Raw genomic sequence first — 14052 nt, forward strand, 5'->3', positions numbered from 1 at the left:
CTAATCCCTCCAGTAAGCCGTAACTTTTATCGCCGCTAAAATAACAAGCAAAGCAAAAATAATCCAGTATAAAAATGAGCCAAAAAAGCTGCCGCTATCCCTGAAAAAAAGATAGGGGACAGCAAAAGCAGAAACTACGAGCATAAAAATTAAAGTTAGCCAAAAAATCCTCAATTTTTTTAGTTCTTCTTTATTCAATTTAACAACCCCTCCATTATCTAAACAGCCATAATTTTACACCTGTTTGTTTACAGCTGTCTTTACAGCAAATCTAAAAAAATATATTAGTGAATTTATTTTTCATCTAAAAGATAGCCCTTGTTTCTTAATTCTTCCTTTATCTTATTTAATACTTCTTCATTTACCGCTTCAATTGTATGAATATGGACTCCATCTGTCAGTTCAGAAAGGAGTGCAGTTTTATTTTCCTGATAACTATCGATAAATTTCTCCACATCATCTCTGCTGGAGATAAGAAGATTACCACTTATCTCTCCATAAATCGGATGTTCAACCTTAACATCAACAATCCGACCACCATAATTGACAACTGTCATCAACTCATCTTTTAAGCCATAACCATCATCATGTTTGGAAGCTATAGTTGTCTTAACGGTCTTAATCCCAAAATTATCTCTACAAAAATAGCCCTGAGAAGAAGCTACAATATTTTCTCCTTTTGCCCTTAAAAGAGCAACATCCTGAACTATAACCTGTCTGCTGACTCCAAGTTCTTCTGCAAGTTTGGAACCTATTACCGCCTGCTCTGAATTTCTTAAGATTTCTAAAAGTTTTTTTCTCCTTTCTTCAGCTTTAATTTTTATCACCACCTTAATTAACTCTTGAAAATGAGTTATGTACTTATTTTATCAAAGTTTGCTCAATAATTAAAGTTATTTTTTTGCAGAAGCAGGATTTTGTAGTTTAATATAGAATTAAATAATTAAGAGCATAAGTTAATAACTAAAATTTATAGGAGGATGATAAGATGCCCGCAGTAAATTTTTCTGTAAGTGCAAATAGTGAAAATCCAACCAAAGTTGTTGTGGAAACACCGGGTGGTTTTAAGATCACTGTTGATGAACCGGAAAATCTTGGTGGAACAAATGATGGTCCAAACCCAGTCGAATATGTTTTAGCTGCCCTTGCTGGCTGCTTAAATGTAGTTGGTCATATGGTTGCTAAAGAAATGGGTATTGAGATGAGAGATCTTTCTTTTAAATTAAATGGAGATCTCGATCCAGCTAAATTCACCGGTCAAAGTGAAGAAGGAAGAGCAGGTTATCAGGCAATCAATGTTGAAATAGAGGCTGATTGTGATGCTGATGAAGAAACTCTGGCTAAATGGGTTGAAGCTGTAGAAGAAAGATGTCCGGTTAGTGATAATCTTGCTAATGAAACCCCTGTTAAGATTACTGTAAAATAATTTCTCTTTAAAAGAAAATAAAACTAAACAACTCTGCAGATTGGCATTTTCGCTTTCTCTGCAGAGTTTTTATGTTCTATATTTAAAATTATTAGTCATCAATTAAAAGCCTTCCTCCACCAAGATAGCTTGCATTGGGAAAGAGCACCCTAACCTGATAGGGGAATTCTTCACCACTCATAGTATCCTGATAGGCTTTTTTCATAACTATTACCTGAAACTGAATCAGATGATTTTCTACATAATAGATCTTATCCTCACCTTCAGGTCCATACCAGACATCATCAATAGGCAGCTTTAACTCAAAAGAACCATAATCATTGACAAAATTAATCCTCTTATCCTCAGTAATTTCTACATGCCAACCTGGCTCATTACCAACTGCTCTAAATTCTACCCCTCTCTCTTTAGCCCGCTGCCAGGGGTCAGAACTTTCTGCAGCTGTAACAAAGGAAAAAGAAATTAAAATCAGAGCTAAAGCTATAATCGATACAAGCTTTTTCAAAACTCAATCCCTCCTCTTTAATTAATGACTTGATTTAAACTACTAAATTGCTAAGCTGTTTTTCTAAATAGTATATATTTTTCTTGATCGCTAAAAATAATTTCTAAATTATAATCCTCAATTAGTTTTTGAAAAGTTTTGAGATTATAAAAAACTATGTGAGTTGGATCCCAGCTATACCACCAATCAGCAAACTCTTCTGGCCCGGGGTGAAAAGAAGTCATTACAGCCAGATAGCCGCCAACTTTAAGCAGCTTATATAAAAAATCAATTTCTTTGCCGGGATCAGAAAAATGTTCGAAAACTTCGGTAGATGTAATTAAATCATATTTTTTTTCTTTAAAATCAAGCTCTGGATAAAAATATGGGTCATATTTATCGACCCTAAAGCCTTTTTCAGCTAAGAGATCAGCCAGCACAGGTCCTGGTCCACAGCCGAATTCTAAAACCTTTGCTTTTCCCTTAAGATAAGGATCAATCACCTTTTTTATAAAGTCTTCAAACATCTCAACATAACCTTCGTTTTGATGACTATTATCATGGTCGAGATACCTTTCTTTCTCTTCTTCTGCAGCGGGAATCTTTTCTCTATCAACAAAAATAAGCTCACAGTTTTTACAAAAATAATAGTTATTTTTTAAATTTAAAACTTCAAGTTTTTCACTCTTACAAAGTATACACTCCACTATCAATACTCCTTTTTCTACCCTTTTTATTATTATATTATAATAAGCTCTTGCTGTAAATCAATATCTGCTTTTTACAGCCTGCTTAAAGATAAATTCTAGCAACCCTTTTGCTGATCCTGGAAACTATCTCATAATTGATCGTAGCTGCCAGTTCAGCTAGCTGATCAGCAGTAATAATTGAATCATTTTGCCTACCGATCAAAACTACTTCTTCACCTAGCTCTACTCCCTCGATTCCACTTACATCGACCATAAATTGATCCATACAAATTCTACCTCTGATCGGTGCTCTTTTAGCTTTAATTAAAACACTGGCCTTATTCCCCAAAATTCTTGCATAACCATCAGCATAACCTAAGGGCAGGGTAGCAATTTTTTCTTTTTGGGGAGTAATATAATCCGAACCATAACTGACTCCCTCACCTGCAGGAACATCTTTTAAGCGAACTATCCTGCACTTCCAAGTTAAAACTGGCTTCAAATTGAAATTATTTTTTAAATCTGGAGATGGCTTTAAACCATAGATCATGATCCCTACTCTTACCATATCCAGGGCAAATTCGGGAAAATCAATCACAGCAGCACTGTTAGCACAGTGCTTAATTGGAATTTCAATCTCTTCTTTTTTCAATTCTTCTAATAAATTATTGAAGCGCTCCCACTGGATTAAGGTATATTCTTTTTCAAGTTCATCTGCCCTGGCAAAATGGGTCATAATTCCCTCTATTTCAAGATTAGGCAGCTTATTAATTTTTTTAAGCAGTGCTAATGCCTTTTTATAATTTACTCCAACTCTATTCATACCTGTATCTACATTAAGATGAATTTTTTTCTTCAGTTTATAGGCAGCACACAAGTTGTTTAGTCTCTCTGCTGTCTTAAATTTAGAAATTGTGGGAATCAAATCATATTTTACTAAATCAATTAGCTGCTCAGCTAACAATTCACCCAGGACCTCAATTGGAGCTGTAATTCCTGCTTCTCTTAATTCTATCCCTTCTTCTGGAATAGCCACCGCCAACCTATTAGCTCCTGCTTCCAGAGCAGCTTGAGAAATCGCCACAGCACCATGGCCATAGGCATCTGCTTTAACAACTGCTGTAAAAATTGTCTCTGCACTTAAATTCTTTTTTATTTCTTTAATATTAAATTTTAGATTATTTAAATCTATTTCCAACCAAACCGGTCTTTTAGATTTTTTAAACTCTTTTATCATTTGCTAACCCCTTATTCACTAATTCTTTAAAATAGCTAATTATAGATTGTCCCTGAGAAGATATTCTGGATCATAATATTTATAATCTAAATCATCTGCTACTGCCTGATAACATACTTTGCCTGAATAAGTATTTAAACCTTTTAATAATGCAGGATCATTTAAAAGAGCCTTTTTGTAACCCTGATTGGCAATTTCTAAGGCATATTTTATTGTTACATTAGTTAATGCATAGGTTGAAGTTCTGGCAACTGCTCCCGGCATATTAGCAACAGAATAGTGAACAACCCCATGTTTGATAAAGGTTGGATTATCATGAGTTGTTGGATAGGTTGTTTCTATACAACCACCCTGGTCAACAGCAACATCAACAATAACCGCTCCCTTGATCATATCTTTTACCATCTCTTCTGTAACTAGTTTAGGAGATTTAGCTCCAGGAATTAAAACTGCCCCAATAACAAGGTCAGCAGCACAAACCTCCTCATAAATATTATATTTATTGGACATTCTTGTTTTGACAGCTGATTGGAAGATGTCATCTAAATATCTCATCTGATCTGGATCAATATCCAAAATGGTTACATCAGCCCCTAAGCCCCTTGCCATTTTAGCAGCATTAAGACCTACGGTACCTCCTCCAATGATAACAACTTTAGCAGGCAGCACTCCAGGCACACCACCCAGCAGTACTCCTCTACCTCCCTGGGGACTTTCTAGAAATTTGGCTCCAGCCTGCACAGCCAATCTGCCGGCAACCTCACTCATCGGTGTTAATAGTGGTAGTGAACCATCTTCTTTTTCCACGGTTTCATAGGCAATAGCAGTAATTTTTTTATCAATTAAAGCTTGGGTTAATTCTTTTTCTGCAGCCAGGTGAAGATATGTATAAAGCAGCTGGCCTGATTTGAATAAATCATATTCTTCTTTAAGAGGCTCTTTAACCTTCATTATCATATCTGCCTTTTGAAAAAGTTTTTCCTTATCTGCCTCTATTTCTGCCCCTGCCTGAAGATACTCTTGATCTTTAAAACCACTGCCCAGACCTGCACCTTTTTCGATTATAATCTGATGGCCATGATTAGTTAATTTTTCCACACCTGCTGGAGCTGCTGCTACTCGATTCTCATTGTTCTTTATTTCTCCTGGAACTCCTATAATCATTGTAATTCCTCCACTTAATTTATTTAAAAGTTAAAACAAGATAAACTTAATTAATATTAAATTTATTTTAAAAGCTGATTAAAAATATTAATTTAATAGTATCACAGCTTTAGCGATAATTAAACACTTTTAAAATTATAAATGCTTTAAATCAATTAAGGCTCCCAAAAAACTGGGAGCCTCTTAGCTTCTAAATTAATAAAATATTATTTGTAAAATTATATTCAAATTATAAATGATAGGGCTCATTATTATTTATCTTAAAGGCCCGATAAATCTGTTCTAATAAAATCAAGCGAATCATCTGGTGGGTAAAGGTCATATGAGATAAAGATAACCTGTAATCTGCTTCTTCTAAAAGAAAATCACTTAAACCAGTAGCTCCCCCAATTAAAAAAGTAAATGAGCTATAACCTCTAAGTTTGAGGTTATTGATTGATTTAGCAAAACCTTTAGAAGTCATTGGTTTCCCCTTAACATCAAGGGCAAAAACATAAGATCTAGCTTCAATCTTCTTTAAAATTCTTTCCCCTTCAAGAGCCTGTAGATTTTCTATATCCTTTGCAGATGGATTTTTAGGCAGCTTTTCTGCCTCTACTTCAATAATATTTAAATCACAGTAGTGGCTCAATCTTGTTTTGAATTCTATTAAGGCAGCTTCCAAAAAATCAGAACTCAGCTTTCCGACAGCAATTATATTGATCTTCATCTTTGCAAACCACCAGTGCTTTTCTTTTTAACTGCTTTACAATCTTTGTCCAATCTGAAGAGAGGAGTGGTTTTATCCTGAGCAGCACAGCCCATTCTTAAATCTTTATCTACTTCAAAACCGGCCTCTCTAAGCACATTATTAACTGTTATATAGGCAACCTTAGGATTATTATTTTCCTTGCTCAGGTGAGCTAAAATGACAGTAGGGAAATTATCTTCAAGCAGCTCAGGTAATAATTCTGCAGCAGCATCATTAGAAAGATGACCATCATCACTTTTGATCCTATTTTTTAAAAAATAGGGATAACTACCTGTCATCAGCATCTCTAAATCATGATTTGATTCAAGTATAAAAAGGTCAGCTCCCTTTAGTTTGCTTGCTGTTTTTGCTGCTAAAACACCCGTATCTGTTGCCAATACTATTTTCTTATCAGCTGCACGACAGATATAACCTACCGGATCTTCTGCATCATGGGAGATTTGATAAGGGATAAAACCCAGATCTCCGATCATAAAATCTCCTTTAAAAACCTGTCTGTTCTGCTTTTTTATTTTACCCAGCTTTTTTTCTGCTGCTGTCCAGGTTCCCTGATTAGCAAAAATGGGAATATTATAGCGGCGAGATAAAACACCTACCCCTTTAATATGATCATTATGTTCATGAGTTATTAATAAAGCATCTATTGAAGAGGGATCAATCCCTAAGGATTTCATCCTTCTTTCCAGTTCTTTACCACTTAAACCGGCATCAATCAAGACCGAAAAATTACCGGCTCTTATATATGTTGAATTACCATCACTGCCGCTTGCTAAAACTGCTGTTTCTACCCTCAAAGTTTACACATCCGTTTCTTCCTGCCAGCTTAAATGATAAATTAAAGAAACTATTCCAACTGCCAGATCTTCGTTTTTAACTGAGACATCTTCTGGAACATAAAGTCTGGTTGGAGCAAAATTCCAAATTGCTTTTATTCCAGCCTCTATCATCTGATCTGCTACTGCCTGAGCCGCCTCAGCAGGGACAGAGATTATGCCCAGTTTTATCTCATTTTTCATTACCTTTTGGCTCATTTCCTGGACACTTTTAACTTCACGCTCATTGATTAGATTACCTATTTTATCGAGATCATTATCAAAAACACAGGTGATTTCAAGACCCATCATCTCAAAACTACCATAATTAACTAAAGCCCTGCCTAAGTTTCCAGCTCCAACTAAAGCTGCAGGCCAGGTGCGGTTTACCCCCAATATCTTCCCTACCGAACGTTTTAATTCATTGACATTATAACCTACACCTCTTCTACCAAATTCTCCGTAATAGGAGAGATCTTTACGAACTTGAGTTGAAGGGATATCAAGTTTACCCCCTAAATCCTTAGATGAAACAACCTCTACATCTTCAAAGGTAGCCATCTTATCAAGACATCTGTAGTAGAGGGGGAGCCTTTCTATAGTGGCCTTAGGTATTTTTTCTCTATCTTTCACTTTGGATTCCTCCCTTTAGAATAGTTATTAAATTGATTATTAAAATATTATTTTACCTGACTACCATTAGCGATCTCATCACTAAGTGCAGATAAAACCATCTTACCATCTGGATCACTTGCTGCCAGAATCATTCCTTCTGATTTAACACCAAAAATAGTTGCGGGCTCAAGATTTGCTACAACCATGATTTGTTCACCAATTAGATCTTCAGCACTGAAATGTTCTGCTATACCAGCTACCAGCTGTCTTTTTTCTAAACCAATATCAACTATCAATTTAAGTAGTTTATCACTACCTTCAATTTTTTCTGCTTCTAATATCTCTGCCACTCTGATATCAGCATTCATGAACTCCTCAAAGGTGATCCTATCTTTTATTTCAGCTAAGTCCAAGTTATTAACCTCCTCAGATTTTTGCTTTTCTTCTTTTCTGGCCTCAACTTTCTCGTAATATTCTTCTAAATCTATTCTCGGGAAAATAGCATCTCCATTAACAATTTTGATACCAGATTTTAAGCCACCCCATTTAAGAGCTTCCCAATCGGCATTTTTGATTTCAGCTAAATGACCGATCTGTTCACCAATTTTAAGTGGTGTTTCTGTTAAAAATGGTTTTAACATAATAGCAATTATTCTTAAAGATTCCAGCAAATTGTAAAGGACTGTACCCAGTCTTGATTTATTGCTTTCATCTCTACCCAGTATCCAGGGTGTAGTCTGGTCAATATATTTATTTGTTCTCCTGACTAAATCCCAGATTCTCTCCAGAGCTACCGTATATTTTAATTCTTCCATCTCTTTTTCAACTTCAAGCTTTGTTTTAGCAGCTAAATCTATCAATTCTTGATCAACCGCTTCTTTTTCTCCTACAACAGGAATATTACTATCAAAATACTGTTCAACCATAGATACTGTTCTATTCAGCAGATTACCAAGATCATTTGCCAGATCAGAATTGATTCTCTGAATTAAAGCTTCTGTAGAATAAGTACCATCAGTACCAAAAGCAACCTCCCGCAGCAGATAATAGCGGATAGCATCTTTACCAAAATCATTCACTAAAACAACAGGATCTACAACATTTCCTTTTGATTTAGACATTTTGCCTGATTTACTTAAAAGCCAACCATGACCAAAAACCTGTTTAGGCAGCTCCAAATCCAGGGCCATCAAAATAATCGGCCAGATCACGGTGTGAAAACGCAAAATATCCTTACCAACAAGATGCAGATCAGCAGGCCAATAATGCTCAAATTTTTCTTGATCTGTTTGATAACCAATAGCTGTAATATAGTTGCTTAGGGCATCTATCCAAACATAAATAACATGGTCCTCATCGATCGGAACCGGGATTCCCCAATCAAAGGTTGTTCTAGAAACACTGAGATCATCAAGCCCATTTTCTATAAAGCTGATCATCTCATTTCTTCTGCTTTCAGGTTCAATAAATTGTGGATGTTCTTTTATATGTTCAAGCAGTCGATCTGCATATTTGCTCATTTTAAAGAAATAGCTCTGTTCTTCTACCCATTCTACCGGACGATGACAGTCAGGACAGACCTTTTCTCCTTCATCTTCTTCTAGCTGTCTTTCAGACCAGAATGATTCACAGGGAGTACAGTACCAGCCTTCATATTTACCTTTGTAAATATCACCTTTATCATAAAGTTTTTCGAAAATTTTCTGCACAACTTTTTCGTGACGCTCTTCGGTTGTTCTAATAAAATAATCATAATCTATATCTAATAGCTTCCAGAGTTCTTTAAAACTTGCTACTATTTCATCTACATATTTTTTGGTGTCTTTACCTTCTGCTGCTGCTTTACGTTCAATTTTCTGCCCGTGTTCATCAGAACCAGTTAAAAACATGGTATCATAACCATGCATCTTCTTATAGCGGGCTATTGTATCAGCGGCAACTGTAGTATAGGCATGACCAATATGTAGTTTATCACTTGGATAGTAAATGGGTGTTGTTACATAATATGTATCTTTACTCAAATTTTATCATCCTCTCTCTAATATTAACTGCTAATCTTTATCAACAGAAATTGCGATCGCTATTTTATAGACTTCACTTTTTTGCATATCACGCAATTTTGCCACTTTTTTTATGGCTTCTTTTTTACTGATCCCACTTGCCATTAAAAGTTTAAGGTGTTCTAAGACACTGAGCTCTTCCCAGCCTTCACTTTCTTCTTTGATCTCCTGGCGCCCAGCTATAACAAGTACGATTTCCCCTTTAATCTCCTGGTCTTTAAGCCTGGAATAGAGTTCTGCTGTTGTACCATAATATTTTTCTTCATGAACTTTGCTTAGTTCTCTGGCTACTACAGCCTCTCTTGCAGCAAGTTCAGAACTAAATTCTTTTAAATCTTTTAAAGTATCTTTTAAGCGATAAGGTGATTCATAAAAAACAGTGGTTTTACTTTCAAGGGAAAGCTCCTCTATAAATTCAGCTCTTTCTTTTCCAGAACGAGGTATAAAAGCTCTAAAAACAAAAGCAGAAATATCAAGACCTGAAACCACCAAAGCTGCCAAAAAAGCACTGGGACCAGGAATCGGTATCACTTCAATTCCTGCTGCAACTGCTGCTTTAATCAATATTTGCCCGGGGTCAGAAATTGCGGGCATCCCGGCATCACTTAAAAGGGCTATATCCTTAGCTGATTGTAAATATTCTATTAATTCCTTGCTTCTTGTTTCTTCATTATGCTCATGATAACTGAGCATTTTTTTCTCAATTGAAAAATGATTTAAAAGTTTTTGACTGCGTCTGGTATCCTCACAGGCAATTAAGTCTACTTTTTTCAGAGTAGAAATTAAACGCTGACTGCTGTCTGCTAAATTACCGATCGGTGTACCACAAATATATAATTTACCTTTTGTCAACTAAGAATCCTCCCCATAAATCTCTTTTAATTCTGCTGTATACTCACTGCTGTCTTCTTTGTAGATAATTAAAACAGGCTCAACTCTTAAGCCTGGTTTTGCACCAAGTTTTGCCTGCAGCAAAAAAATATCTGCTTCTTTATCTCGGCGTGACTGAACAAAGCGTATTTTTTTAGCCTGACAATTGTATTTAGCCAAGCTTTCAATTACCTCGGTCAACCTCTCTACTCTGTAAACAAGATAGAAAAGTCCACCAAATTTCAAAAGATGGGCTGCTGCTGCAATAACATCTTCCAGTTCAGCGTGAATCTCATGTCTGGCCGCAGCTAAATATTTATTAGCTTTGATCTTCCCTGCATCAACGGGCAGATAAGGTGGATTAGAAACAACAACATCAAATGAGCCAGCTTCCATTTCTTCCTTAAGCCGGCAGAGATCCTTATTTATTATTTCTATTTTATCATTCATTTGGTTAAGCTCTACATTGCGCTGAGCTAAATCTGCCAGTGGTTTTTGAATTTCAACTCCACTCAGCTTTATCCCTTTGTTTTTATAGGCTAAAAGCAGGGGAATAACTCCACTTCCTGTACCAAGATCGATTACCTTATCTCCCCGCCGCAGTTTAACAAAATTTGCAAGTAAGACAGAATCAGTACCAAATTTAAAAAAACGATTATCCTGAATTATTTCAAGTTCTTCTTCAATTAAATAATGGGTTTCTTCCATAAAAATTATTTCTCCTTACCCTGATTTTCCAGCAAATTCAAACAAAAAAGACAATCTCCCTTTCTTTTTTCACCAAAACTTAAAGGACAGACATGATAGCCTTCATCATAGATCCTGATCAAATTACTGTAACCCTCTTTTTTAACCACAGCTTCTTCTGCCTTTTCTTTAAAAAGCAGACTTTTTAGTTCTTCATTTTCTCGCTCTAGTTCTTCATTTTCCTTATAAAGTTGATAGGTAATATCCTTAAGTTTGTGAAAACGAAGTGAGAGTGCCTCTATCTGTTCCTGAAAATGGGCAAGGGTTTCAAGAATTTCCTGATCCATCAATTACCCTTCCTTTCAATCTATCTCATAATTTTCTAAGTCTTCTACACTGATTTCCAGGTCATCTTCTCTTCCAACATCAACAGTCACTGTGTGTTTAACTAAATTACGGTCTACCACTTCTGCTTTACCCATTTCAAGTTCTACCTTTTCACCAATATTCGGCATTTCTTTTTTTAGCTTGCGGTAGGTTGTGGCTTCATACTGAAGACAGCACATTAAACGTCCACACAGCCCTGAAATTTTGGAAGGATTTAAGGAAAGATTTTGTTTTTTTGCCATTTTAATAGATATAGGCTGAAAATCACGCAAAAATGTTGCACAGCAGACCGGAAGTCCACAGGGACCTAATCCACCCAGCATTTTTGCTTCATCTCTAACCCCAATCTGTCTTAATTCGATTCTGGTTTTAAAGATTGCTGCTAAATCTTTAACCAATTCTCTAAAATCAACCCTGCCATCAGCTGTAAAATAGAAGATGATCTTATTGTGATCAAAAGTATATTCTACATCAATTAGTTTCATGGGCAGTCCATGTTCATCAATTTTTCTATAGCAAATATCATAGGCTTCTTCTTCAAGTTCCTGATTTTTTTCGTGTTTTTCTCTATCTTTTAAAGTTGCCTTTCTAATTACATCTTTAAGAGGTGCAACAACCTCTTCTTCTGTTATTTCTTTTTTTCCTACAACTACTTCGGCATATTCTATTCCCCGGGCAGTCTCAACTATAACGTTGTCCCCGGCCTCTATTTCCAGATCTCCTGGATCAAAATAGTAGATTTTGCCGGCCTGTTTAAAACTTACTCCAACTACCGTATACATTAAATTATACACCTCAATTATTATCTATTTTGAATCAGGCTGGCGCAGTTTAAAGAATAATACCTGCAGACTAAGCTTTGCCCGTACATTTCTGCTGATATATTCCTCTGTTCTGGCTATTAAAGCCAGTTTATTAATGATCTCATTTAAAGTCATTTTAGCTGCTAGCCTTTTTAATTCTTTGAGATAATCCTTATTTTTTACCGTTGCTAAATAATCTTGCTTAATCATCATTATATCGCGATACCAGTCTGATAGCAAATCAAAGCAGGGGAAGTCTGCTTTGAGTAAAGAAGTTAATTTTTTTGTCAGTTTAAAAATCTCGATGCTGTTTTTTTTCTCTATCTCAGTTAAAAAATCATAAATTTCTTTTCTACTTGCAAAAAAGTTTTCTTTTTCTGCTGCAGCCAGGGCTTTACCCGGACTGCCGTGGGCGGTTCTGCTCAAGATTTCTGCCTTATCTGCTGCTATACCTTTTTCAAGCAGCAGCTTTTTAATTTCACTCAGGGCTAAATTTTTAAGTTTTAACTGCTGACAACGAGATATTATCGTTGGCAGCAGCCGACTAGTGTCTTCGGCCAGCAGGATAATTGTTGCAAAAGAAGGTGGTTCTTCCAAAGTTTTTAAAAGACTGTTGGCAGCTTCTTTGCTCATCTGATCTGCTGACTCGATGATATATATCTTTTTTTCGCTTTCATAAGGTTTATATGCTATTTCTTTTTTCAGTTCTCTAATTTGATCTATAGAAATATTATTTTTGTTCTCTAGAATAGAGATTATCTTAAAATCAGGATGATTTTGATGCTCCATTTTACGACAGCTAATACATTTACCACAACTGTCAATTTTTAATTCCTGACAGAAAACCGCCTTTGCAAACTCATAGCCAAGTTTGGATTTTCCGATTCCAGACTGGCCGCTAAATAAATAGGCATGACTAATTCTTTCTTTTTCTATCTCATCCTGCAGTATTTCTACAGCATCTTCTTGTCCTAAAACAGAATCAAAGCTCATAATCCAACTCCTCTACAGCTTCACAAATTGCTCAACATCTATAATAAAGACTGTTGCTCCACCAATTTTTATTTCCATGGGAAAAGAATAATAGCCTTCCAGTGAGTTAGCCACAGGTGACATAGGGGCAACGGTTTTGCTCCTTGCCTCACACTGCTCTTTTATAATCGCCAATACATCATCAACATGTTCTCTGTCAGAGCCAATTATAAAGGTGGTGTTACCCTCTCTTAAAAAACCACCTGTAGAAGCAAGTTTTGTGGCCTGAAAACCTTCAGCTGTCAAAGCCTCCAACAAATCTGCAGCATCATTGTCATGAACCACAGCAATTACCATTTTGATGGTTTTACCTGTTTCTGCTCTTTTTGCCATTAGAATAACCTCCTGGTAATTATTTTTTTGACCTCCTGATGAACCTTTTCTTCAGCTGCATTTCCATCGATAAGGGCAAATCTTTCTCCAGCGGCCATATCCAAATAGGCTTTTCTAACCCGCTGATGAAAAGAATCTGCTTCTCTTTCCAGTCGGTCTCCATTTAAATCAAAACTAGAAGCCCTTGCTCTTTTTAAACCCTCACTAATACTAACATCTAAAATAAAGGTCAGATCAGGCCAGCGAGAATCAATAACCCAGTCATTAATCTTATATACCAGCTCATAATTTAAGCCTCTTCCAGCTGCTTGATAAGCTAAATTAGAATCTGCAAATCTATCTGAAATCACTATTTTACCGGCTTTTAGAGCAGGTTTGATTAGATCTTTAAAATGCTGAGCTCGGTCTGCAGTATATAGGAGAATCTCCGTTCTATAATCCATATTTTCATGAGCGGGATCAAGTAATAATTGGCGAATTTTTTTACCCAATTCTGTTCCACCTGGTTCTCTGGTAATTACAACTTCTTTACCTTTATTTTTCAAATAATCACCAAGCAGTTTAATCTGGGTTGATTTACCCGAACCTTCTATCCCCTCAAAAGTAATAAAAAAACCTTCTCCCAAAACAGCCAGCTCCTCTCTAAAGCTTTGTTAATATTATCTCATTGTATAATAATTATACAATATGATGCCATTTATT

At 35.9% G+C, this 14052-nt stretch carries 18 protein-coding genes; 1 reads left to right on the forward strand and 17 read right to left on the reverse strand.

All coding sequences use genetic code 11. The features are described from left to right. Both LJ207_RS07940 and LJ207_RS07945 read right to left on the reverse strand, forming a co-directional pair. Nucleotides 1-198 carry a hypothetical protein gene (locus LJ207_RS07940; protein WP_229345845.1) on the reverse strand — a complete coding sequence of 66 codons (198 nt, stop codon included), beginning with the start codon at nucleotides 196-198 and terminating at the stop codon, nucleotides 1-3. Between the two features lie 95 nt (nucleotides 199-293). Next, a complete protein-coding gene (locus LJ207_RS07945; RefSeq protein ID WP_369414176.1) occupies nucleotides 294-827 on the reverse strand; it encodes a transcription repressor NadR in 534 nt (177 codons plus the stop codon). A gap of 161 nt (nucleotides 828-988) precedes the next feature. Between LJ207_RS07945 and LJ207_RS07950 the strand changes: the two genes are divergently transcribed. After that, nucleotides 989-1426 (forward strand): OsmC family protein, encoded by a 438-nt coding sequence (locus tag LJ207_RS07950; RefSeq protein ID WP_229345847.1) that lies wholly within the window; start codon nucleotides 989-991, stop codon nucleotides 1424-1426. Between the two features lie 91 nt (nucleotides 1427-1517). Here the strand turns inward: LJ207_RS07950 and LJ207_RS07955 are convergent, their stop codons facing one another. From LJ207_RS07955 to tmk, 15 genes are all read right to left on the reverse strand, one after another. Beyond that, entirely contained in the window at nucleotides 1518-1931 is a 414-nt protein-coding gene (locus LJ207_RS07955; protein WP_229345848.1) for a hypothetical protein, read from the reverse strand. A 50-nt stretch (nucleotides 1932-1981) separates the two neighbouring features. Further along, on the reverse strand, nucleotides 1982-2617 hold the full coding sequence (locus LJ207_RS07960) for a class I SAM-dependent methyltransferase (protein ID WP_229345849.1): 636 nt from the start codon (nucleotides 2615-2617) through the stop codon (nucleotides 1982-1984). An 85-nt stretch (nucleotides 2618-2702) separates the two neighbouring features. After that, complete coding sequence (gene alr / locus LJ207_RS07965) at nucleotides 2703-3836, reverse strand: alanine racemase (RefSeq protein WP_229345850.1); 1134 nt, start codon at nucleotides 3834-3836, stop codon at nucleotides 2703-2705. A gap of 39 nt (nucleotides 3837-3875) precedes the next feature. Continuing rightward, on the reverse strand, nucleotides 3876-5000 hold the full coding sequence (ald, locus tag LJ207_RS07970; RefSeq protein ID WP_229345856.1) for an alanine dehydrogenase: 1125 nt from the start codon (nucleotides 4998-5000) through the stop codon (nucleotides 3876-3878). A gap of 229 nt (nucleotides 5001-5229) precedes the next feature. Beyond that, nucleotides 5230-5709, reverse strand: a complete 480-nt coding sequence (gene rlmH, locus LJ207_RS07975; protein ID WP_229345858.1) for a 23S rRNA (pseudouridine(1915)-N(3))-methyltransferase RlmH — start codon at nucleotides 5707-5709, stop codon at nucleotides 5230-5232. After that, entirely contained in the window at nucleotides 5706-6545 is an 840-nt protein-coding gene (locus tag LJ207_RS07980; protein ID WP_229345860.1) for an MBL fold metallo-hydrolase, read from the reverse strand. The genes rlmH and LJ207_RS07980 overlap by 4 nt, the downstream gene beginning before the upstream one ends. Nucleotides 6546-6548: 3 nt before the next feature. Next, a complete protein-coding gene (locus LJ207_RS07985) occupies nucleotides 6549-7196 on the reverse strand; it encodes a redox-sensing transcriptional repressor Rex (RefSeq protein ID WP_229345862.1) in 648 nt (215 codons plus the stop codon). 47 nt (nucleotides 7197-7243) lie between these two features. Continuing rightward, nucleotides 7244-9199, reverse strand: a complete 1956-nt coding sequence (gene metG / locus LJ207_RS07990; protein WP_229345864.1) for a methionine--tRNA ligase — start codon at nucleotides 9197-9199, stop codon at nucleotides 7244-7246. Nucleotides 9200-9229: 30 nt separating this feature from the next. Further along, complete coding sequence (gene rsmI, locus LJ207_RS07995) at nucleotides 9230-10090, reverse strand: 16S rRNA (cytidine(1402)-2'-O)-methyltransferase (protein WP_229345865.1); 861 nt, start codon at nucleotides 10088-10090, stop codon at nucleotides 9230-9232. Then, nucleotides 10091-10816 carry a tRNA1(Val) (adenine(37)-N6)-methyltransferase gene (locus LJ207_RS08000; protein WP_229345867.1) on the reverse strand — a complete coding sequence of 242 codons (726 nt, stop codon included), beginning with the start codon at nucleotides 10814-10816 and terminating at the stop codon, nucleotides 10091-10093. A gap of 5 nt (nucleotides 10817-10821) precedes the next feature. Next, nucleotides 10822-11142, reverse strand: coding sequence for an initiation control protein YabA (locus LJ207_RS08005; RefSeq protein ID WP_229345869.1), 321 nt, complete (start codon nucleotides 11140-11142; stop codon nucleotides 10822-10824). Nucleotides 11143-11157: 15 nt separating this feature from the next. Beyond that, complete coding sequence (locus LJ207_RS08010; RefSeq protein ID WP_229345870.1) at nucleotides 11158-11964, reverse strand: PSP1 domain-containing protein; 807 nt, start codon at nucleotides 11962-11964, stop codon at nucleotides 11158-11160. A 24-nt stretch (nucleotides 11965-11988) separates the two neighbouring features. Then, entirely contained in the window at nucleotides 11989-12978 is a 990-nt protein-coding gene (gene holB, locus LJ207_RS08015; protein ID WP_229345872.1) for a DNA polymerase III subunit delta', read from the reverse strand. Nucleotides 12979-12990: 12 nt separating this feature from the next. Further along, the gene (locus LJ207_RS08020) at nucleotides 12991-13350 is read right to left on the reverse strand and encodes a cyclic-di-AMP receptor (RefSeq protein ID WP_229345874.1); all 360 of its coding nucleotides are present in this window, start codon (nucleotides 13348-13350) and stop codon (nucleotides 12991-12993) included. Beyond that, nucleotides 13350-13976 (reverse strand): dTMP kinase, encoded by a 627-nt coding sequence (gene tmk / locus LJ207_RS08025; RefSeq protein ID WP_229345875.1) that lies wholly within the window; start codon nucleotides 13974-13976, stop codon nucleotides 13350-13352. The genes LJ207_RS08020 and tmk overlap by 1 nt, the downstream gene beginning before the upstream one ends. Nucleotides 13977-14052: the final 76 nt, after the last annotated feature.

The sequence above is a fragment of the Halanaerobium polyolivorans genome, from assembly GCF_020711195.1.
Lineage (GTDB): Bacteria > Bacillota > Halanaerobiia > Halanaerobiales > Halanaerobiaceae > Halanaerobium > Halanaerobium polyolivorans.